Origin of the sequence: Mongoliimonas terrestris, assembly GCF_001927285.1 — a bacterium.
Taxonomy (GTDB): domain Bacteria; phylum Pseudomonadota; class Alphaproteobacteria; order Rhizobiales; family Pleomorphomonadaceae; genus Chthonobacter; species Chthonobacter terrestris.
In genome coordinates, this window is the sequence record NZ_MSIG01000010.1 from 136,629 (window position 1) to 158,505 (window position 21,877).

General features: G+C 70.2%; 16 protein-coding genes. 8 read left to right on the top strand and 8 right to left on the bottom strand.

The window, feature by feature from the left end; all coding sequences use genetic code 11:
• Positions 1-28 precede the first annotated feature (28 nt).
• From pheT to BUQ68_RS15490, 4 genes are all read left to right on the top strand, one after another.
• Positions 29-2,449 (top strand): phenylalanine--tRNA ligase subunit beta, encoded by a 2,421-nt coding sequence (pheT, locus tag BUQ68_RS15475; RefSeq protein ID WP_075216895.1) that lies wholly within the window; start codon positions 29-31, stop codon positions 2,447-2,449.
• A 35-nt stretch (positions 2,450-2,484) separates the two neighbouring features.
• Positions 2,485-3,090: a nucleotidyltransferase family protein gene (locus BUQ68_RS15480; RefSeq protein WP_245293274.1), complete on the top strand. Its 606-nt coding sequence runs from the start codon at positions 2,485-2,487 to the stop codon at positions 3,088-3,090.
• 79 nt (positions 3,091-3,169) lie between these two features.
• A complete protein-coding gene (locus BUQ68_RS15485) occupies positions 3,170-3,355 on the top strand; it encodes a hypothetical protein (RefSeq protein WP_075216896.1) in 186 nt (61 codons plus the stop codon).
• Positions 3,356-3,648: 293 nt separating this feature from the next.
• Entirely contained in the window at positions 3,649-5,223 is a 1,575-nt protein-coding gene (locus BUQ68_RS15490) for a TadE/TadG family type IV pilus assembly protein (RefSeq protein WP_083656616.1), read from the top strand.
• Between the two features lie 159 nt (positions 5,224-5,382).
• On the opposite strand, the gene mepA is transcribed toward BUQ68_RS15490, so the two are convergent.
• Positions 5,383-6,297: a penicillin-insensitive murein endopeptidase gene (mepA, locus tag BUQ68_RS15495; RefSeq protein WP_075216898.1), complete on the bottom strand. Its 915-nt coding sequence runs from the start codon at positions 6,295-6,297 to the stop codon at positions 5,383-5,385.
• 181 nt (positions 6,298-6,478) lie between these two features.
• Between mepA and BUQ68_RS15500 the strand changes: the two genes are divergently transcribed.
• Entirely contained in the window at positions 6,479-7,144 is a 666-nt protein-coding gene (locus BUQ68_RS15500; protein ID WP_075216899.1) for a DUF2799 domain-containing protein, read from the top strand.
• 34 nt (positions 7,145-7,178) lie between these two features.
• Here the strand turns inward: BUQ68_RS15500 and BUQ68_RS15505 are convergent, their stop codons facing one another.
• The 4 genes from BUQ68_RS15505 to lepA all read right to left on the bottom strand — a co-directional run bounded on the left by BUQ68_RS15505 (position 7,179) and on the right by lepA (position 14,110).
• Positions 7,179-9,491: a hypothetical protein gene (locus BUQ68_RS15505; RefSeq protein ID WP_075216900.1), complete on the bottom strand. Its 2,313-nt coding sequence runs from the start codon at positions 9,489-9,491 to the stop codon at positions 7,179-7,181.
• Positions 9,492-9,688: 197 nt separating this feature from the next.
• Positions 9,689-10,789, bottom strand: a complete 1,101-nt coding sequence (olsB, locus tag BUQ68_RS15510) for a l-ornithine N(alpha)-acyltransferase (protein WP_425349536.1) — start codon at positions 10,787-10,789, stop codon at positions 9,689-9,691.
• A gap of 209 nt (positions 10,790-10,998) precedes the next feature.
• Positions 10,999-11,997, bottom strand: a complete 999-nt coding sequence (locus BUQ68_RS15515) for a TerC family protein (RefSeq protein WP_075216901.1) — start codon at positions 11,995-11,997, stop codon at positions 10,999-11,001.
• 307 nt (positions 11,998-12,304) lie between these two features.
• Entirely contained in the window at positions 12,305-14,110 is a 1,806-nt protein-coding gene (gene lepA, locus BUQ68_RS15520) for a translation elongation factor 4 (protein ID WP_075216902.1), read from the bottom strand.
• A gap of 223 nt (positions 14,111-14,333) precedes the next feature.
• Here lepA and BUQ68_RS15525 point away from each other — a divergent pair, with 223 nt between their 5' ends.
• Entirely contained in the window at positions 14,334-14,897 is a 564-nt protein-coding gene (locus tag BUQ68_RS15525) for a GNAT family N-acetyltransferase (RefSeq protein ID WP_083656620.1), read from the top strand.
• Between the two features lie 210 nt (positions 14,898-15,107).
• The gene (locus BUQ68_RS15530) at positions 15,108-15,614 is read left to right on the top strand and encodes a MarR family winged helix-turn-helix transcriptional regulator (protein WP_075216903.1); all 507 of its coding nucleotides are present in this window, start codon (positions 15,108-15,110) and stop codon (positions 15,612-15,614) included.
• Between the two features lie 138 nt (positions 15,615-15,752).
• On the opposite strand, the gene BUQ68_RS15535 is transcribed toward BUQ68_RS15530, so the two are convergent.
• The 3 genes from BUQ68_RS15535 to dnaK form a co-directional block, all read right to left on the bottom strand.
• On the bottom strand, positions 15,753-16,382 hold the full coding sequence (locus BUQ68_RS15535; protein WP_245293275.1) for a class I SAM-dependent methyltransferase: 630 nt from the start codon (positions 16,380-16,382) through the stop codon (positions 15,753-15,755).
• A gap of 139 nt (positions 16,383-16,521) precedes the next feature.
• Positions 16,522-17,664 carry a molecular chaperone DnaJ gene (gene dnaJ / locus BUQ68_RS15540; RefSeq protein WP_075216904.1) on the bottom strand — a complete coding sequence of 381 codons (1,143 nt, stop codon included), beginning with the start codon at positions 17,662-17,664 and terminating at the stop codon, positions 16,522-16,524.
• A gap of 263 nt (positions 17,665-17,927) precedes the next feature.
• Positions 17,928-19,823, bottom strand: a complete 1,896-nt coding sequence (gene dnaK, locus BUQ68_RS15545) for a molecular chaperone DnaK (protein ID WP_075216905.1) — start codon at positions 19,821-19,823, stop codon at positions 17,928-17,930.
• Between the two features lie 288 nt (positions 19,824-20,111).
• Here dnaK and BUQ68_RS15550 point away from each other — a divergent pair, with 288 nt between their 5' ends.
• Positions 20,112-21,869, top strand: a complete 1,758-nt coding sequence (locus BUQ68_RS15550; RefSeq protein ID WP_075216906.1) for an SPFH domain-containing protein — start codon at positions 20,112-20,114, stop codon at positions 21,867-21,869.
• Positions 21,870-21,877: the final 8 nt, after the last annotated feature.

The following is a 21,877-nucleotide window of genomic DNA, read 5'->3' on the forward strand; positions in this document are numbered from 1 at the left end:
GCCGCGACACCGGCCGAGGACCACACCCATGAAGTTCACCTTGTCCTGGCTGAAGGACCATCTCGACACCGAAGCCTCGCTCGACGACGTCGTGGAGGCGCTCACCATGATTGGCCTGGAGGTGGAAGGGGTCGCGGATCCCGGGGCGGCGTTGAAGGGGTTTCGCGTCGCCAAGGTGCTGACCGCGGAGAAGCACCCGAACGCCGACAAGCTGCGGCTCCTCTCCGTCGATGCCGGGCTCGGCGAGCCGGTGCAGGTGGTGTGCGGCGCGCCGAACGCGCGGGCGGGGCTCGTCGGCGTGTTCGCGGCGCCGGGCACGGTCATTCCGGCGTCCGGGGAGGCGCTGTCGGTCGGCACCATCCGGGGCGTGGAGAGCCGCGGCATGATGTGTTCGGAGCGCGAGCTCCTGCTCTCCGAGGAGCACGACGGCATCATCGAGCTGCCGGAGGACGCGCCCGTGGGCGTGTCGTTCGCGGACTGGCGCGGCGGGTCCGACCCGGTGATCGAGATTGCCATCACGCCGAACCGGCCGGACTGCCTCGGCGTGCGCGGCATCGCCCGCGACCTCGCGGCGCGCGGCCTCGGGCGGCTGAAGCCCGACCCGGTGGAGATGATCGCCGGCACCTATCCCAACCCCATCCCGGTGGAGCTGCGATTCACGGCGGAGACGGCCTCGGCCTGTCCGGTGTTCGCCGCGCGCGTCGTGAAGGGCGTGCGCAACGGGCCCTCGCCGCAGTGGATGCAGGACCGGCTGAAGGCGGTCGGGCTCAGGCCCATCTCGGCGCTTGTCGACATCACCAACTACGTCTCCTACGACCGGGGTCGGCCGCTCCACGTCTATGACGCGACGAAGATCACCGGCACGCTGCATGCCCGGCTCGGCCGGGAAGGCGAGCGGTTCTCCGCGCTCGACGGCAAGACCTACGCGGTCGACCCGGAGGCGTGCGTGATCGCCGACGATGCGGGCGTGCTCGGCCTCGGCGGCATCATGGGCGGCGAGGGCTCCGGCTCCACGGAGGCGACGACGGACGTTCTCATCGAGAGCGCCTACTTCGATCCGAACCGCACTGCCCGCACCGGCCGCCGGCTCGGCATCAACTCCGACGCGCGCTACCGCTTCGAGCGGGGCGTCGACCCGGCCTTCGTGCTCGCCGGCCTGGAGCTGGCCACGCGCATGGTGATCGACCTTTGCGGCGGCGAGCCGTCGGAGGCCGTGATGGCCGGCCAGCCGCCGGTGAGCGTGCGCACGGTCGACTTCCCGCTCGCCGAGGTGAAGCGCCTGTCCGGCCTGGACCTGCCGGAGACGGAGGTGACCGCCACCCTGGAGGCGCTCGGCTTCCAGGTGTCCGGCTTCGGCGACACCCGCTCCGTCACGGTGCCGTCCTGGCGCCCGGACGTGGAGGGCAAGGCCGATGTGGTGGAGGAGGTGGTGCGCATCGTCGGGCTCGACCAGGTGCGCGCGACGCCGCTGCCGCGCCTGCAGTCGGTGAGCCAGAAGGTGCTGACGCGGGTGCAGATCCGCACCCGCCGGGCCAAGCGCACGCTCGCGGCGCTCGGCCTCACCGAGGCGGTCACCTGGTCCTTCGTCAAGAAGACCGAGGCTGAGATCTTCGGCGGCGGCGCGCCGGCGCTGGCGCTCGCCAACCCGATCTCGGCCGACATGAGCGACATGCGGCCGAGCCTCATCCCGGGCCTCGTCGCCGCCGTCCGGCGCAACGTGGCGCGCGGCTTCGACGACGTCGCCCTCTTCGAGGTGGGCCAGGTGTTCGCCGGGACGCGGCCGGAGGACCAGTTCACGGCCGCGACGGCCGTCCGCCGCGGCACGGCGGGCGCGGCCGGCGCCGGGCGTCACTGGGCAGGGTCGGCCGGCGCGGTGAGCGTGTTCGACGCCAAGGCGGACGCCCTGGCGCTCCTCGACCAGATGGGCTTCGACGTCGCCAAGGCGCAGGTGGTGCGCGGCGCCCCGGCCTGGTTCCACCCGGGCCGGTCGGGCACGATCCAGCTCGGCCCGCAGACCGTGCTCGGCCATTTCGGCGAACTGCACCCGGCCGTGCTCGACGCCCTCGACGCGACCGGCCCGCTGGTCGCCGCCGAACTCCTCCTGGAGCGGATCCCGCTGCCGAAGGGCAAGGGTTCCAAGGCCAAGCCGCCGCTCGCCGCGTCCGACCTGATGCCGGTGGTGCGCGACTTCGCCTTCGTGGTGGAGGAGGCCGTGGAGGCGGCGAAGATCGTCAAGGCCGCCATGGGGGCCTCCAAGCCCCTCGTCACCGACGTGGCGGTGTTCGACGTCTATCGCGGCGAGCACGTGGGGGCGGGCGCCAAGTCCGTCGCCATTGCGGTCACGCTGACGCCGACGGAGAAGACCCTGACGGAGGACGACATCGAGGCGGTGTCGAAGGCCGTGGTCGCCGCCGTCACCAAGGCCACGGGCGCCACGCTCCGCGGCTGACACGGACTGGAAGACGGCAAAAGGGGGCGAGCATCGTGGCGATCGGATCCGATCTCGCCCTCGCCCCCCTCGACGTCCAGGCCGCGGCCCTTGAGAGCATGATCAGGGACGATCCGGACCTCATGGCGATCCTGGCGCTCGTTCGCGACCAGGCGCTCGCCGACGGCTGGCTCACCTCCGGGGCCATCTATCAGACCGTCTGGAACCGGCTGACGGGACGGCCCCGCCGACACGGCATCAAGGACTACGACGTCATCTACTTCGACGGTGCGGACCTTTCCTACGCGGCCGAGGACGCCGTCATCCGCCGCGTGGAGGCGGCCGCCCGCCCGCTCGGCCTGCCGATCGAGGTGCGCAACCAGGCGCGGGTCCACCTCTGGTTCGAACAGCGGTTCGGCTTTCCGGTCCCGCCCATCGCCGCGTCGGCGGAGAGCCTCGTGCGCTACGCCTCGACGTCGCACGCGGTGGCGGCCCGCCTGGACGGCAGCGGTCGGATTGAGCTTCTTGCGCCGTTCGGCCTCAGGGACGTCTTCGCCCTCCACATCCGGCCGAACCGCGCCCTGCCGAACGGCGCGAGCCACGACGCCAAGGCGCGTCGCTGCCAGTCGGTCTGGCCCGAGGTGACGGTGGAGTGGTGGTGAGGCCGGACGCGTGCCGCGGGGAACGTCCCGCCGTCCGGCCGGTTGTCCGTTCGACAGAAATGCGAACGGAGCATGATCGATGGAGATGGAAGGCTACTCGTTTGTCTGGCTGCTGATGACGGCCGGCGGCGCCCTGGTGCTCGGGATGGCGATCGCCTGGGGCGTGTCGCGCACCAGGCGGCGGACCCGCGGCGAGACGGCCGTCACCGAAGCCGGCAGCCGGCGCATCTACGACAGCGAGAACGAGCGGACGGGCGGCCAGTAGGCGCCTGGAGCACCCGCCGATCGAGCCGCATGTCCTGATCGATCGGGGACAGCTCCGGGACTCATGACTCCGGAGCGATGTCCCGTCGACCGGACAGCTCCGTCCGGCAGGACACGCGCTCCGGCACCGCAAGGGGGCCGTCGCGCGCGGATGTCCGTCTGAAAATAGAGGTTTATTTGCATATAGAGCCGAATTTCCTGGACCGCCGATAGCCTTCATTAAGCGGGAGACCCCGAAAGTCCCTGCTCGCAAGTCAGTGCTTGCGTGCAAGAGACGAGGCTCGGGGGGCATCCATGACCACTCTCCTTCGCGGCTTCCGGCGGAACCGTCGCGGCGCTGTGCTGCCCATGTTCGCCGTCGTGCTTCTGCCGATCCTGCTGGCCGCCGGATCCGCGATCGACTACGGCCGGGTGATCGAGAGCCGCACCCAGCTGCAGTCCGGCCTCGACGCCGGCGTGCTGGCCGCAGCCAAGATCAACGGCGTCAACGCCGACACGGCGCGCGCGACGATCGAACAGCTGCTGGACGCCAATTTCGGCGGCGCGATGGCGTGGACCCTCGAGGATCCGGTGGTGACCGGCTCGACCGTGACGGCGCGCGCGCGCATCTCGGTGCCGACCACCTTCATGATGCTGGCCGGCATCACCACCCTCGACGTCGACCTCAGCGCCCAGGCGCTCCGCCCGCAGGGACGCACGGAGGTCGCGCTCGTCCTCGACAACACCGGCTCCATGGCAAGCAGCAACCGCATCGGCGCCCTGCGCACGGCGGCGCTGAAGCTCGTCGACATCCTGGAGGCGAACCGCGTCAACCCGACCGACCTCAAGATCGCCGTGGTGCCGTTCGTCACCGCCGTCAACATCAAGGCGCCGGATGCCTTCTCCACGTCCTGGATCGACACCACGGGCGTCGCCAAGCACAACGGCGAAGGCATGACCGGCAACCAGGCGACGCGCAATCACTGGTCCATCTTCCAGGCGCTGGAGGCCTTCGAGCCGGAGTGGGCCTGGAAGGGCTGCGTGGAGGCGCGACCGATCGACTACGCCCTGAAGGACACGCCCCCGTCGGCGGGCGTCCCGGACACGCTGTTCGTGCCCTACCTCTGGCCGGACGAGCCGGACGTCCCGACCACGACCGACAAGGGCGTGACGGTCTCCTCCTACGACAACAGCTATCTGGTCGACCACAACAACGGCAACGTGGAGAACCGCCAGCGGCACGTGGAGAAGTACCGGTCCGGCCAGACCAAGGTCGCCCAGAAGCCCTCGCCGGCGGCCAAGCCCAACAACACCCACGGACCGAACAAGAGCTGCGGCCAGCCCGTGCTGCCGCTGACCACCGACCTTGCCGCCGTGCGCACCTCCCTCAATGCCATGCGGCCGTGGGACGACAGCGGCACCAACGTTTCGGAGGGCATCATGTGGGGTCTGCGGATGCTGTCGCCGGAGGCGCCGTTCAGCGAGGGCGCCGCATGGTCGGACGAAACCGTCGACAAGGTCCTGATCGTGCTGACGGACGGCGCCAACGTGATCTACAACGGCGACACCGGCTATGCGGACAAGAGCCACAACAAGTCGCAGTACACGTCCTGGGGTTATGTGGCGGCGGGCCGCTTCGAAGGCGCCACCACCATCAGCGCCGCCCGCAATGCCGTCGACCGCTTCACCACCACCGCCTGCAACGAGGTGAAGGCCAAGAACATCAAGGTCTACGCCATCACCTTCATGGTCAACGACGCGGCGGCGAAGACGCTGTTCACCAACTGCGCCGACACGGGCAACTATTTCGACAGCCCGAGCACCAGCGCGCTCGAAGGGATCTTCGCCTCCATCGCCCGGGAGATCACGCCGATCCGGCTCGCGAAGTGACGACGGGCGGACGGCGCCCGGTCGGGCTTGGTCTCATATCTCTTTCGTAAAGTCCGACTTGTCGGACCTTTACAAGGTTACGGCCTGACCGGCCGACGCCCGTTCGGGCTTGCCTTCACCCACACAGTTTCGACAAGTCGAAACTGTGTGGGCTTGGTCTCAGTCCGTCACCAGCACCTCGCCGCAGGCCTTCGGCAGGTCGGCGAGGGTGATCTCCGGCGCCGGCTTGCGCGGCTTGGACGGCGGCGGGGCGGGCTTTTCCACGAACCAGCTGTCGAGTTCCGCGCCGCAGCCGTCGCCTTGGGGCGGCGCGTCCTGCGCCTTGCAGCCGACCGAGCCGGCCGGGCAGCCGAGCCGCACATGGAAGTGGTAGTCGTGCCCCCACCAGGGCCGCACCACCCGCAGCCACGACCGGTCGCCGGTCGTCATCTCGCAGAGCGCCTTCTTGATGCCGCGGTTGACGAAGATGCGGTCCACCGCCTTGTCGTGGGCGGCCGCCCGGATGATGCCGTAGTGGGCCGCCGTGAAGATGGCCGGATCGACGAAGCGCCCCTTGCCGCCGTTCGCCAGCATGGAGGTGGCCGACAGGCTCTCGCGCTCGTCGGCGCTCAAGGTCCGCGGCGGCATGGGGGTGAGCCAGATGTCCGCGTCGAGGCCGATCTGGTGGCTGGCGTGGCCGGTCAGCATGGGTCCGCCGCGCGGCTGGGCGAGGTCGCCCACCAGGAGGCCGTTCCAGCCGACCGAGGGGGCCTTGACGGCGAGCCGCTCCAGGAAGCGGACGAGGTCCGGGTGGCCCCAGTTGCGGTTGCGCGACAGGCGCATCACCTGCCACCGGGCGCCGTTGACCGGTAGCGCCACCGCGCCGGCCAGGCAGCCGCGCGCGTAGGAGCCGATCGCCCGCGCCTTCAGGGGCGCCGGCTGGGTGACGGCGCCGAACAGCACCTTGGCGGGCGTCGGGCCGCCCTCGGCGCGCGCTGGACCGCCTGCGGCCGCGGCGACGGCGACCGCCGCGAGGAGGCCGACGAGAATGACCCGCAAGCGCGCGAGACGGGTGGCGACCGGGCGGCTGGACATCGGCGGCGGTCCCTTGGCGGCGATGGGCCGGATCGGAGGCGGGCCGGGACGCGGCCCGCCGATCGCGGCGGTGGACGATGGGGCCGAGCCTCGGCCGATCCCGTTGACAAAGTCTTAACCCTGGCGGACCGTCCGGTCCCCTCGCCACAGCTCCGGTCGAGGTCGAGCCCAGGTCCCGATCATGCCGTCCGTCGCCGCACGCCCCTCCTGCCTCGCCGCCCTGGCCGTCGCCGCGGTCCTTGCCCTGTCCGGCTGCGGCACCGTCTCGCGGGCGGACTGCCAGGCCGGCGACTGGTACGCCATCGGCGTCGCCGACGGGGAGGCCGGCCATCCGGCCGCGCGCATCGACGAGCACGCCAAGAGCTGCGCCCGCTACGACCTGCCGGTGGACCGGGCCGGCTATGCGGACGGCCGGGAGGCGGGCCTTCGGCGCTATTGTACACCGGCATCCGGCTTCGCCAACGGCGTCGCCGGCAACCCGTACGCAAACGTCTGTGCGGGCGAGGCCGGCGCGGGCTTCGTCACCGCCTACGGCATCGGGGCGGACGTCTACCGGGCCCGCTCGATCGCCCGCGATCTCGCCGCCGAGGCGCGGTCGATCCGCGCGGACCGCGAGCGGGCGGAGGACCGCATCGACGACCTCCGCTCCAGGATGGCGGGCGCCTCGCCGGAGGAGCGGGAGCGCCTGCGCGACCGGATCGAGGACATCCGCTTCGGCATGCTGGGCAGCATGGGAGAGCAGATCACCGCCGCCCGCCGCGCCGACGAGGCGGCCCGCGAGGCGGATGCCGTGGAGTGGTCCGCCCGCGCGGCCTTCACGCGCCTGTTCGCGGTGCCGCCGCCTTGAACGAGGAGTGACACCGGCCTGACCGGGCTAAACCTCAGAACGCGGGCCGGAGCCCGAGGGGCGGCAGCGAGCCGGTGGTCTCCAGGGTCGTCTCGGGTGTCGCCCGGACGGCGAACACCAGGGCGTCGCGGGTCTCCGACAGGGGCGCCAGGAAAGCCGGCCGGGCGCCTTGCTGGAGGGCGGCGGCCAGACCGTCCGGCGCCCGGGCGATCAGGTCGGCGGTGTCGCGCCCATGCCGGCAGAAGGCCACGTAGGCCACCGCGTCGGCCGCGATGTCGGCGCCCGCCCAGGCAAGCGGCGCGGCCAGCACGGTGTCCGTGCCCGGATGGGGACCGGTGCGCCGGGTGGCGGCGGCGTCGAGCACGGTGAGGTCCGTGCGCATCAGCAGGTAGGGGCCGAGCGACGCGGGCGCGGCGACCCGGCCAGGCGGCGCATCGGCGAGCGCGGCGCCGACGCTCGCCTGGCAGGCGGCCCGGGTGGCGGCGGCGGTCTCCAGCGTCAGCGGGCCGTCGAGCGGCAGCGCCACCACGGCCCAGACGGGCGGGGCGGCGAGCACGAGGCCGCCCTTCAGGAGCGCCGACCGGAGCCGCGCCCGGGCCGGACGGACGGCGAAGACGAGGGCTATCACGCAGCCGGCGGCCAGCACCGAGGCGGCCTCCGCCAGGGGCAGCGCGTCCGCCACCCCGAAGGCGCCGAGCGCGAGGCCGCTGGTGAGGACCGCAAGACCCGCCACCATGCCGCCGGACGCGGCGACGGCGGGCGGCAGCCCGGCGGGACGACGGGTGCCGAGCCACCAGGCCGCGGCAAGGCCCGCCAGCACCGACACGGCGAGCGGCGGGGCGTAGATGGCAAAGAGCACGGCATCCGTGCCGAGAAGGCCGCTGCCGGTGCCGGTGTCGGCCGGAACGGGCGCGGCGCCGGTGAAGCAGGCCGGGACCGCGACGGCGGCCGCGCTGGTGAGGAGCGAGGCCACGCCGGTGAGCGCGCCGCCGCGCATCAGGACGCCGGCCGCCCCCTCCCCGCGCTCGCCGCGGATCAGCGTCGCCAGCACCGCCAGCGACAGGCCGCCGACGCCGAAGAGCAGGACCGGCACCGCGCAGTCGGACCCGCTGGTGCCGGCGACGGCCGCGAACGCCGGCATGGCGGCCGCAAGCGCCAGACCGAAGCCGGTCAGGCCGCGCCGCACCGGTTCGGCGACGAGGATCCAGGCCGCCGAAAAGCCCGCGACGAGCAGGCCGGCGGCGAGCGCCGCGCCGGGGCCGAGCAGGAGCAGCGCCGCCGTGGCGATACCGGCGAGCGCCCCGGCGGCCGCCTCGTCGAGCCGATCCGGCGCGAGATCGGCCGGCGGCGGGTTGGCTGGATCGCGGCCGTGAGCAGACGGTCCAGACGGCGCCGCCACGGCACCCGTGCCCGGTCGGCCGACCGCGTGGACGAGGCCGGCGAGCGCCAGCGCGAAGGCGGTGGCGGCGAACACCCGGTCGTCGATCTCGCCGGGGCGGAAGAGGCCGATCAGCGGCGGCGTCAAGGGCACGATCGCCAGGGTGCCGATCATGGCCGCCGGGCCGGCGACCCGCCGGGCGGCAGTCGCGAGGGCGAGGCCGAAGACGACCAGCATCAGCGGCGGCAGGAGGTTGACGGCAAGCCGCTCGGCGCCCTCCACCCCCGTCAGCGGCCGAAGAGCGAGGATGGCCGCGAGCACCGCCCCGTCGCCGAGGCGGGAGCCGACCGCATGGGCGCCGCCGGGCGCGATGCGGGTCTGGGTGAAGTCGAACCAGTCCCGGCCGGCGGAAAGGTCGCGCACCTCGGCGAGCCGCAGCATGGCGGCGGGCGAGCCGAAGCCGTCGTCGAGGGTGGACCGCCAGCCGCCGGCGGCGATCAGGCCGGCGAGGGCCGAAAGGACAAGGAGCGCGACGGCGAGCGGGCCGGAAAGGGCCGCGGCCACGCGGCGGATCCGGGCAGGGCCGGACGGGAGACCAGCCGCGCGGCCGGTCCGGGATGCGGCGGGGGCCGGTCGGACGGCGGCGGCGCGATCGGCGGCGGTGCGCTCCGCGTTTGCATGCCCTGCCGTGCTGGTGTCGGAACCGGGCAGGGCCTTGGACGGTCCGCCGCGAGTTGTGCGCTCCGGACGGGCGCGCTCCCGGCGGGCCCGCTCCTCGGCCGCCCGCTCGGCGGCGACCCGGGCCATGGCGGCGCGCGCCATGGCGACCGGATCCCGCTCCGCCGGACGGCCGTCCGGCGCAAGATCCCGCTCCGCCGGACGGCCGTCCGGCGCAAGCGCGCCCGGCGCCTCCGGGCCGGCGGAAGCGGTCTCGTCGGGCGGGGGGGCGGTGAAGCGGACTGACGTCATGGGCGGTTGGCGGCGGGACTCGAAGGACGGGAACGCGAGAACCCCGACCCTGCCGCGCCGACGGTGCAAGAACCGTTAAGCCTGACGCTTCCTTAACCCGCCGACCGGCGCCTGTGGCGCGGCGGTGACAGAGGCGGCGCCACCGGGCGGCCCGGCGCGCGCAACCACTCGGCTTGAACTCACCGACGAGGGGACGATCAGCCCGCGTGACGGCCGGCATCCGCCCCGTAGTAGTTCACATAGCGGGAGGAGATGGCCGACACCGGCATGACGATGAGGACGTCGGTTGTGCCGAACTGGTGGTCCACCACGGCACCGTCGCCGACGGTGGCGCCGAGGCGAAGGTAGCCCTTCACCAGCGGCGGCAGCGCCTGCAGGGCGGCGCGCATGTCCACCGCCTCCTTGGGCAGGCGGTCCATGGCCACCCGGCGCTCGGCGAGCGCCGACACCCGCCAGGGCTCGGGTGACAACGCGTGGTGGTGGAGGAAGGAAAGCGGCAGCGACAGGAGCTCCGGATCGGTGCCCTCCAGCGAGGCGCAGCCGATCATCACGTCCATGCCGTGCTGGAGCACGTAGGACCAGATGCCGTGCCAGAGGAGTTCCACCGTGCGCTTGCTGCGGTAGGGCTTCAGCACGCAGGAGCGGCCGAGCTCCAGGAAGCGCTGGCCGCGGTGGCGGGCGATCAGCGGCTGGATGTCGAACTCGCCGGCGGTGTAGAAGCCGCCGTGGCGGTCGGCCACCTCCTGGCGGAGCAGCCGGTAGGTGCCGACCACGGTGGGCGTCGCCCTGCGGAAGCGCTTGGTGCGCATGCGGTCGTGGTCGAGCACGAGCAAGTGGTCGCAGATGCGGTCGAAGGCGTCGCGGTCGCGCCGGGTCGCGAGGGTCTGGGCGTCGGCGATCGCCGCCATCTCCTCGTAGAACACGTGGTAGCGCAGCGCCTGGGCCACCCGCACCTCGGAGGCGGAGCGGGCGAGCCGCACCTCCAGGGCGCCGATGCGGCCGAGCGGCTCCGCCGGCTTGCGGGCGATCGGGTTCGGCACCGACAGGCCGGGCAGCAGACGGATCGGCGTGGAGCCGATCCCGCGCGGCACGAAATCGCGATCGAACGGGACCTTGATCAGCGGCGCGACCCGGGCGGCGATCGCCTTCGGCGAGAGGGTCCTGACGCCGCGCCAGGTGGCGTCGGCCATGCCGAGGCGAACGGCCGGCTCGGCCCCCTCGGCACTCTCCCGGCGGGCGGGCTCGGGCGACTGGCCCGACGGCTGGCGTCCGCGCGGCGCGTCCGGTCGTCTGCTCACGTCCTGATCCCCCACCCATCCATCGCCACCGGCTCTGCCGCGGTCCGTCGGGGTCTCCCGTCGGGTCGAAGGCGGTCGCCGGCCCACGTCAGGCTTTGAATCACAGATTTAGAACAATTCGGTGACGAAAGCCGGTTTGACCGAAAAAGCCCGGCGCGAAAGGCAGTTTCGCGCCGGGCCCGTCGATTTTCCTGAGAAGGCCTCCGCCGTCAGTGCTGGTGCACCGTCTCCACCGGCTGCGGGCCCTGGCCGCGCGTCTTCCAGAGCGAGGCGCCGATGCCGGCGGCGAGAATCGCGAACGTCACGCCGAGAGAGATCTCGGGCGGGATCTTGGCGATGCCCAGCATGTCGGCAAGCACGATCTTCGAGCCGATGAAGATCAACAGCGAGGCGAGCGCGTACTTCAGGTAGACGAAGCGGTGCATCAGCGCCGCGAGGGCGAAGTAGAGCGCGCGCAGACCCAGGATGGCGAAGATGTTGGAGGTGTAGACCAGGTAGGGGTCGGTGGTGATGGCGAAGATCGCCGGCACCGAATCGACCGCGAAGATCACGTCCGCGAACTCCACCATCAGGAGCGCCAGGAAGAGCGGCGTCACGAAGGTCTTCAGCTTGCCCGTGGTCGGATCCGGCAGCTTGACCAGAAAGCGGTCGCCGTGCAGCTGGTCGGTCACCGGCAGCCGCTTGCGGGCGAAGCGCAGCAGCGGGTTGTCGCCGACCGAATGCTCCTTGTCGGCCATCATGATCATCTTGATGCCGGTAATGATCAGGAAGGCCGCGAAGAGGTAGAGCACCCAGCTGAATTCCGACACGATGGCGGCGCCGGCCGCGATCATGATGCCGCGCAGGATGAGCACGCCGATGATGCCCCACACCAGCACCCGGTGCTGATGGATGCGCGGGATACCGAAGTAGGCGAAGATCATGGCGATGACGAAGATGTTGTCCATCGCCAGGGACTTCTCCACCACGAAGCCCGTGATGTAGGCGAGCCCCGATTCAGGCCCGAGCGACCACCAGACCCAGCCGCCGAAGGCAAGGCCGAGGGCGATGTAGAAGCCGGAGAGGATGAAGCTCTCCTTGATGCCGATCTCGTGCGGCTTGCGGTGCAGGACGCCGAGGTCGAACACCAGGAGCACGAAGACGAGGGCGAGAAAGCCAGCCCACATCCAGCCGGGCTTGCCCAGAAAATCCAGAAACAGAAAATCCATGGAAGGTCACGCGGATATCGGCAGGTTCCGCTTCAACAGGCTCCGACATCACGCGATGCCGACCGATCACGCCAGAGGGGCCCGGAGCCTTTGTGGAGCCCGGCATATGGGCGGCGTCCGCCGCACCGTCAAGCTCCGGCATCCGGTCATTTGCGTATGGTTGATGAGGTGTGACATTTGGCGATGCGGCGGCCGCCCGGCCCAGGGGTCCGGGCGCGCGCCGAGCGCCGACGCGTGGCGGCCGGCACCGTTCGGGCCCGCCGGCGCGCGGGAAGCCCCGACAGGTCGGGAACTCGCGTGTCGTCGATCAATCATCCATCTTCAGGGCGGCGATGAAGGCCTCCTGGGGGATCTCCACCTTGCCGAACTGACGCATGCGCTTCTTGCCCTCCTTCTGCTTGTCGAGGAGCTTGCGCTTGCGGGTCACGTCGCCGCCGTAGCACTTGGCGAGCACGTCCTTGCGGAGCGCCCGGATGGTCTCGCGGGCGATGATCTTGCCGCCGATCGCCGCCTGCACGGGGATCTGGAACATGTGCTGCGGGATGAGGTCCTTCAGCTTCTCGCACATGCCGCGGCCGCGCCGGTCCGCCTGGCTGCGGTGGACCAGGATGGAGAGCGCGTCCACCGGCTCGGCGTTGACCAGGATCTGCATCTTCACGAGATCGCCGGGCTTGTAGTCGGTGAGCTGGTAGTCGAACGAGGCGTAGCCCTTGGAGATGGACTTCAGCCGGTCGTAGAAGTCGAACACCACCTCGTTGAGCGGCAGGTCGTAGGTGACCATGGCCCGGCTGCCCACGTAGTTGAGGTCCACCTGCACGCCGCGCCGCTCCTGGCAGAGCTTCAGGATGGAGCCGAGATACTCGTCCGGCGTCATGATTGAGGCGCGGATCCAGGGCTCGCGGATCTCCTCGATCTTCATCACGTCCGGCATGTCGGCCGGATTGTGCAGCTCGATCTCCGAGCCGTCGGTGAGGAGCATGCGGTAGACGACGCTCGGCGCCGTGGCGATCAGGTCGAGGTTGAACTCGCGCTCCAGCCGCTCCTGGATGATCTCCAGGTGGAGGAGGCCGAGGAAGCCGCAGCGGAAGCCGAAGCCGAGGGCGGCGGAGCTCTCCATCTCGTAGGAGAAGCTGGCGTCGTTGAGCCGGAGCTTGCCGACGGCGGCGCGCAGGTCCTCGAAGTCGGCGGCGTCCACCGGGAAGAGGCCGCAGAACACCACCGGCTGGGCCGGCCGGAAGCCGGGCAGCGGCTCGGCGGTGGGCTTGCGCTCGTCCGTGATGGTGTCGCCGACGGCGGTGTCCGCCACCTCCTTGATGGAGGCGGTGAGCACGCCCACCTCGCCGGTGGAGAGCTTGTCGGTGACGATCAGCTTCGGCGTCATGTAGCCGACCCGGTCCACCTCGTAGGTGGCGCCGGTGCGCATCATGCGCACCTTCTGACCCTTGACGAGTGTGCCGTCGATGACGCGCACCAGCACCACGACGCCGAGGTAGGCGTCGTACCAGCTGTCCACCAGCATGGCCTTCAGGGGCGCGTCCGGGTCGCCCTTCGGCGGCGGCAGACGGGTGACGATGGCCTCCAGCACGCCCTCGATGTTGAGGCCGGTCTTGGCCGAGATCTCCACGGCCTGGGAGGCGTCGAGGCCGATCACCTCCTCGATCTGCGCCTTCACCCGCTCCGGCTCGGCGGCCGGCAGGTCCACCTTGTTGAGGATGGGGACGATCTCGTGGTTGTTGTCGATCGCCTGGTAGACGTTGGCGAGCGTCTGCGCCTCCACCCCTTGCGAGGCGTCGACCACCAGGAGCGAGCCCTCGCAGGCGGCGAGCGAGCGGGAGACCTCGTAGGCGAAGTCCACGTGGCCGGGGGTGTCCATCAGATTCAGGGTATATTCCACCCCGTCCTTGGCCTTGTAGATCAGCCGGACGGTCTGCGCCTTGATGGTGATGCCCCGTTCCCGCTCGATGTCCATCGAGTCGAGGATCTGGTTCGTCATCTCGCGGTCGGTCAGCGTCCCGGTCGCCTGGATCAGGCGGTCGGCGAGCGTCGACTTGCCATGGTCGATGTGGGCGATGATGGCGAAGTTGCGGATGTTGGTCAGCGCGGTCTGGCTCATGGGGGCTCACATAGCACTCGCCACCCCGTGCGCCAAGCCGGCGGCAAGCCCTGCCGCCCTGGTTTTCCGCTGATTGCCGCCGGCCGAACGTCGGTTGCCGGCACGCCCGCCACGCGCGGCCGGCTTCCCTGACCGACCACCGCCGTGTTCAATGGCTCCCGCGGCCGATCCGCCGCATGGGACCGACGAGGTCCGACCGCCGCGCCCTGGAGCGAACGATCCGATGACGCCGACCCCGCCCGACAGCCCCGCCGCCGCGGACACCGCCGCTGCACCCGCCGACCGCTCCCCGGCGGCGGTGACAATCCGCCACGCCACCCCGTCGGACCTTGCCGGCATCATGGCCATCTACAACGATGCGGTCCTCAACACGACCGCCATCTGGAACGAGACGGTGGTGGACCTGGACGACCGTCGCCGCTGGTATGATGCACGCATAGCGGGAGGCTATCCGGTGCTGGTGGCGACCGACGGCGAATCCGTCGTCGGCTACGCGAGCTACGGTCCATTTCGCGCCTTCGAGGGTTTCCGCCACACGGCGGAGCTTTCCATCTATGTGGCGGCCGGCCAGCGTGGTCGACGGATCGGCGACCGGCTGCTCGGGGCGCTGGTGACGGAAGCCCAAGAACGAGGCGTGCACGTTCTCGTTGCAGGTATAGAGGCGGAAAATTTGCTGTCGTTAAAATTGCACGTGCGACATGCATTCTACGAATGCGCACGTATGAAGGAGGTTGGTAACAAGTTCAATCGTTGGCTTGATTTAGTGTTCATGCAAAGGTTACTGTAACAAGTGCTGAGAGCACCGGTCCGCTCCGAAGGCGGCCTGCGATCATCGATAACCGGCGTTCCGGGGTGGCGGAACAAGTCGGATCGCCGTTGCGGTTACAACTGCAATGGAGTCGCATGGTCATTGCCAGGAACGGGTCGCCACGGGCCATGTCGGGGCGGACAGGGTCTCGGGGATTGAGATGCATCGTCCCAGAGGCATAAGCAGGGGATGGACACGCCACTACCCAACAAGATCGCCGCGCTTGCGCTTGCGATTTCGGACGACACCCTCGCCAACAGTGAGGATTTCGCACCAACCGCGGTCGCGGCTCTGATTTCGATTCGCGACCAGGAACCCTTGTCGATCGGCGACATCGCCAGGATCGTGGGCCTCACCCATTCGGCAGCGGTCCGGCTCGTGGACCGCCTGGAGAAGGACTGGCTCGTCCGCCGCCAGCGGCGGGTCGGACGCGAGGTGATGGTGGAGATCACGGCACGCGGACGGCGGCGTGCGCAGCAGCTGCAGGAGACGCGCATGGCCGCGGTGGACAGTTACCTGGGCGCCCTCAGCCCGGAGGAACTGGGCCTTCTCGACCAGATGGTCACGCGCATGATCCAGCGCCGGACCAGCGGCGGCAACGACCTGGAGCACTTCTGCCGCATGTGCCGGCGGGGCACATGCGACTGCGGGCTCCACGACGCGGCGGCGCAGGCCCCCTTGCGCATCGAAGCTTGAGGTCCAGGTCGTCGTGATCTGGCAGACCGGGCCAGCAGACCGGGCAGGCGATCGTCTCGCCTGCCCGGTTTTTCGTTGAACCCTGCTTCTCGACTGCGGCGCCGGCCCCTGCCCTTCCGATCGTCAGATCGGCATCGGTCAAAGCGGCCGTCGGCTGCGGCGGTAGGTCCAGACCCGGGCGGGCGGCAGGTTCATGACGATCCAGTCGCTGACGTCCAGCGACCAGGCGCCCGGCCGCACCGGCACGGGCGGCACCAGCGCATAGGAGAACTGGACGAAGGGCCGCCCCTCCGGCAGGAGCGACATGCACTCCTCCATCAGCGCGTTGCGCTCCGCCAGCGGGCGGGTGAAGAGCGGCAGGCTGGACACCACCGCCGCGACCTCGCGGATGCCATGGGCCGCCAGCGTTGCCGCCATGGCGTAGGCGTCGCCCTCGATCACCTTGACGCCGGGAAAGCGCGCCGCCAGATGGCCGGCGAACACGTCGTTGTACTCGATGGCGGCGATCCGGCCAGGGTCCACCCCGCGTTCGATCAGCGCCTTCGTGACGGCGCCGGTGCCGGGGCCGAGTTCCACCACCATGCCGGGCCAGGCCGGGTCCACCCGGCTCGCCATGGCCTTGGCGAGCATCTTGCCCGACGGACTGACCGCGCCGGTGGTCAGCGGCTTGCCCATCCAGGTTCGGAAGAAGCGCATCTCATCGGCCATCAGGCTCTTGAACCGCTTCAGGTCCGGCTTCTGGTGTCGGGGGGAACGCTGTGCCTGCATGCCATGCTCCTTGCCATGCGGCGGACCGGATAGGTCCGCCGGATCTGCCCCGCCCTCAAGACGGTCGACGACGGCCCGTCCCCGCGCACGGCGTGCGGCCGTCCGCCGCCGCCGGCGCCCCGTCCCTTGGCCGAACGCGCTACCCGCCGAAGAAGTCCCGCATCTTGGCGAAGAACCCGGTCGATTCCGGATGATTCTCGTTGGAGGATTCCCGTTCGAACTCCTCCAGCAGCTCGCGCTGGCGCCGCGTCAGGCTCTGCGGCGTCTCCACCACCACGGCGATGTACATGTCGCCGAAGTCGCGCGAGCGCATCACCGGCATGCCCTTGCCCTTGAGGCGGAACTGCTTGCCGGTCTGGCTGCCCTCCGGCACGCGCACGCGGGTCTTCTCGCCGTCGACGGTCGGCACGTCGAAGCCGCCGCCGAGGGCCGCGGTCGTCATGGAGATGGGCACGCGGCAGTAGAGGTCGGCGCCGTCCCGCTGGAAGAACTCGTGCGGCTTGATGGAGAGGAAGATGTAGAGGTCGCCCGACGGCCCGCCGCGCAGCCCCGCCTCTCCTTCGCCGGCGAGGCGGATGCGGGTGCCGTCCTCGATGCCGGCGGGAATGTTGACCGAGAGCGTCCGCTCCTGGGTGGTGCGGCCGGTGCCGGCGCAGAGATCGCACGGGTCGGCGATGGTCTCGCCGCGTCCGTGGCAGGTCGGGCAGGTCCGCTCGATGGTGAAGAAGCCCTGGCTCGCCCGCACCTTGCCCATGCCGCCGCAGGTCCGGCAGGTGGTCGGCTGGGTGCCGGGCTTGGCGCCGGAGCCGGAGCACTTGGTGCAGGTGATGGAGGTCGGCACGTCGATCTCCACCGTCTTGCCGGCGAAGGCCTCCTCCAGGCTGATCTCCAGATTGTAGCGAAGGTCCGCGCCGCGCTCGCGCCCGGTGCCGCCGGCCCGCTGGCCGCCGCGCCGGCCGCCGCCGCCCATGAACTCGCCGAAGATGTCGTCGAAGATGTCCGCCATGGAGGCGCCAAAGCCGTCGCCGGCGCCCGCTCCGCCAAAGCCGCGCCCGTTCTCGAAGGCCGCGTGGCCGAATCGGTCGTAGGCGGCCTTCTTCTGGGGATCCTTCAGGACTTCGTAGGCCTCGTTGATCTCCTTGAACGATGCCTCGGCCGCCGCGTCGCCCGGGTTGCGGTCGGGATGATACTGCATGGCCAACTTGCGAAAGGCGCTCTTCAGCTCCTTTTCGTCGGCGGTGCGGGCAACGCCGAGGACGTCGTAATAGTCGCGTTTGGCCATGGAAGCTGCGGTCCTTCGGAGCAATGCCTTCGTGCGCGTCTTATCCGGTCAGGAACGAAGGGCGCCATCAAGGGGGCGTCATGGTCCGCGAAGGCGGACCACCCACGCATTTCCCATCGAACGCCACCGCTCATCAAACAAAAAAGCGTGGGTGGCCCGCCTTTGCGGACCATGACGGACGTGACGCGCGCATTTTGCGGTCTCCCGCCACGCGATCACCCGGCGCGGAGGCCGCGCCGGGTGATCCTGGTGCCTTCAGCGCGTCAGGCGCTCTTCTTGTCGTCCTTGACTTCCTCGAAGTCGGCGTCGACCACGTCGTCGCCCTGGGTGCCGGGCTCCGCGTCGCCGGCCTGGCCGGAGGCGTACATGGCCTCGCCGAGCTTCATGGCCGCCTGGGCGAGGGTGGTCGTCTTGGCCTTGATGACCTCGGCGTCACCGCCCTCCAGCGACGACCGGAGGTCGGCGATCGCGGTCTCGATCGCCGACTTGTCGGCGGCCGACACCTTGGAGCCGTAGTCGGCGAGCGACTTCTCCGTCGAGTGGATCAGGCCCTCGGCCTGGTTCCGGGCCTCGACGCCCTCGCGCCGCTTCTTGTCGGCGGCGGAGTTCGCCTCCGCGTCCTTCACCATCTTCTCGATGTCGGCGTCGGAGAGACCACCGGAGGCCTGGATGCGGATCTGCTGCTCCTTGCCGGTGCCCTTGTCCTTGGCCGACACGTTGACGATGCCGTTGGCGTCGATGTCGAAGGTCACCTCGATCTGCGGCACGCCGCGCGGCGCCGGCGGCAGGCCGACGAGGTCGAACTGGCCGAGGATCTTGTTGTCCGCCGCCATCTCGCGCTCGCCCTGGAACACCCGGATCGTCACGGCGGTCTGGTTGTCCTCGGCGGTGGAGAAGACCTGGCTCTTCTTGGTCGGGATGGTGGTGTTGCGGTCGATGAGGCGGGTGAACACGCCGCCGAGCGTCTCGATGCCGAGCGACAGCGGGGTGACGTCGAGCAGGAGCACGTCCTTGACGTCGCCGGCCAGCACGCCGGCCTGGATCGCCGCGCCGATGGCCACCACCTCGTCCGGGTTCACGCCCTTGTGGGGCTCCCGGCCGAAGAACTGCTTCACCACCTCCTGGATCTTCGGCATGCGCGTCATGCCGCCGACCAGCACCACCTCGTCGATCTGGCCCGCGGAAAGGCCGGCGTCCTTGAGGGCCGCCTTGCAGGGCTCGATCGTCTTCTGGACGAAGTCGTCGACCAGCGCCTCGAACTTGGCGCGGGTGAGCTTGATGGCCAGATGCTTCGGGCCCGAGGCGTCCGCCGTGATGAAGGGCAGGTTGATCTCGGTCTGCGACGAGGAGGAGAGCTCGATCTTCGCCTTCTCGGCGGCTTCCTTCAGCCGCTGCAGGGCGAGCTTGTCGGAGCGCAGGTCGATCGCCTGCTCCTTCTTGAACTCGTCGGCCAGATAGCTGACGAGCCGCATGTCGAAGTCCTCGCCGCCGAGGAAGGTGTCGCCGTTCGTGGACTTCACCTCGAACACGCCGTCGCCGATCTCCAGGATGGAGATGTCGAAGGTGCCGCCGCCGAGGTCGTAGACCGCGATGGTCTTGGACTTGTCGGACTTGTCGAGGCCGTAGGCGAGCGCCGCCGCGGTCGGCTCGTTGATGATGCGCAGCACCTCCAGGCCGGCGATCTTGCCGGCGTCCTTGGTGGCCTGGCGCTGGGCGTCGTTGAAGTAGGCCGGCACGGTGATGACCGCCTGGGTGACCGGCTGGCCGAGGAAGGCCTCGGCGGTCTCCTTCATCTTGGTCAGCACCATGGCGGAGATCTGCGACGGCGAATACTTCTTGCCATCGGCCTCGACCCAGGCGTCGCCGTTGTCCCCGCGGACGATCGAGTAGGGGACGAGCTTCTTGTCCTTCTCGATGATCGGGTCGTCGTAGCGCCGGCCGATGAGCCGCTTGACGGCGAAGAAGGTGTTCTCCGGATTGGTGACGGCCTGGCGCTTGGCCGGCTGGCCGACGAGGCGCTCGTCACTGTCGGAGAAGGCCACGATGGACGGGGTCGTCCGCGCGCCTTCGGAATTCTCGATGACCTTGGCGGTCTTGCCGTCCATGACGGCCACGCACGAATTGGTGGTGCCGAGGTCGATACCGATCACTTTACCCATGTTCGTCTCCTTTCGGCAGACCGTCCGGACCCTTGTGCAAGGCGTCCGGCGATGCCGGTCGTCCGACCGGCCGGCCCCCATATGAAAAACCGCGGGATTCCCGGGTGGACCTCAACCCGGTACGGGGTTCTCGCCGCTATATAAGGGGGGTGTTCCAGAGCCGCAAGGCGCGCGATTCACGCAGGCGTGATGATTTGTCGGCGCAATCGGCTTGCCCCCGCCCCCCGTTCACCAGCCCTATAGAATCACGGAGTAGCATGCCCGAAGCTACACAAAAGGGCGTGCTTCATGAGCTGGATTCTGATCGGCCTCGTCGCTATCGCCGCCGGCCTGATGCTGGTGCTGCGGCCGCCGGGGTCGGCGGGCTTCCTGCGCACCCTCGGAACACGCGCGGCGGGGGCCGGCCTAGTGGCGGCGGGGCTGCTCTTCCTTGCCAACACGTCCTTCGTGTTCGTCGCCGCCGACCAGGTGGGCCACCTGAAGCGCATCTATGCCTTCGAGGAACTGCCGCCCGGCCGGGTGGTGGCGCTCGCCGGCCAGAAGGGTCCGCAGGCGACCGTGCTCGGCCCGGGCTTCCACCTCATTCCGTTCGTGCGCGTGCTCTACGACTACGAGGAACATCCCCTCGTGATGGTGCCGGAGGGCTACTACGGCCAGATCACCGCGGTGGACGGCGCCGCCATGCCGGCCGGCATGTTCATGGCGCCGGCCATTCCGGACGACCAGGTCGACGGCATGCTGGACGCCACCCGCTTCCTCACCGACGGCGGCTTCCGCGGCCCGCAGGAGACGGTGCTGAAGCCGGGCTCCTACCGCCTCAACCGCTATCTGTTCGACGTGACCGTCAGCGACGCCACCGCCGCCACCGTGGTGCCGACCGGCCACGTGGGCGTGGTGAAGTCGAACGTCTCCGTGCCGGGCGTCTCCTGCCGGGAAGAGGTCGTCACGGCCGCGGAAGGCAGCGACGGCGCCGACAGCCTGTCGGTGCCGCTCGTGCCGCGCGGCTGCGTCGGCATCTGGAAGGAGCCGCTCCTGCCCGGCGCCTACTATCTCAACCGCGCCGCCTACGAGGTGGAGCTGGTGGAGACCCGGGTGCAGACCTGGGAGTTCAAGGGCGGCTTCACCAAGCGCATCGTGGATCTCTCCGTCGACCAGCAGGGGCAGCTCCGCCAGGAACAGCGCACCAGCGAGGAGCGGGTGCCGGAGGACGCCGCCGACCGGGCGGTGTTCGTGAAGGTGGAAGGCTGGGACATCCCGGTGGAGCTGCGCGTGCTCGTGCAGGTGGATCCGGCCGATGCGCCGGTCGTGGTCGGCTCGGTGGGCGGCCTGAAGGAGGTGGAGGACCGCATCCTGGTGCCGGCGATCCGCTCCATCGTGCGCAACGTGGCCGGCTCGGTGATCCGCGTTCCGGTGCGCGAGGCGGACGGCACCATCGCCACGCCGGCCCGCTTCGAGACGCGGCCGACGCGGGTGCTCGACCTGATCGAGAACCGCGAGGCGCTGGAGCAGACCATCGAGACCATCATCAAGGTGGAAGGCCGCAAGGCCGGCGTCGACGTGCGCGAGATCCGGCTCGGGGAGCCGGCCATTCCGCCGGAGATCCTGATCGCGCGCCTGCGCCAGCAGCTCGCCGATCAGTTGAGCCAGGCCTACACCCGCGAGACCGCCGCCCAGAACGAGCGCATCAAGACCGAGCAGGCGCGCGCTACCGCCGACGAGCAGCCGCGCCTGGTGACGAGCCAGATCGCCGTGCAGGTGGCCCAGCAGCGCGAGCAGGAGCGCGAGGCGCTCGGCCGCGCCGAGCGCAAGTTCCTGGAGGAATTGGCCAAGGGTCAGTCCGCCCAGGCGACCGTGCTCGGCCAGGACCGGGTCGCCATGCTGCAGGCGCTGGAAAAGGTGCTCGCCACCTTGGAAAACCGCCCGGACATCATCCAGCTCGTCGGCCGGCTGGTGCCGCAGACGCTGGTGACCGGCGGCGGCACCGGCATGGAAGGCGCCGCCGCGGTGATCGGCCAGGCGGTTCAGCAGGCGATCCGCCCGGAATAGGGTCGGGC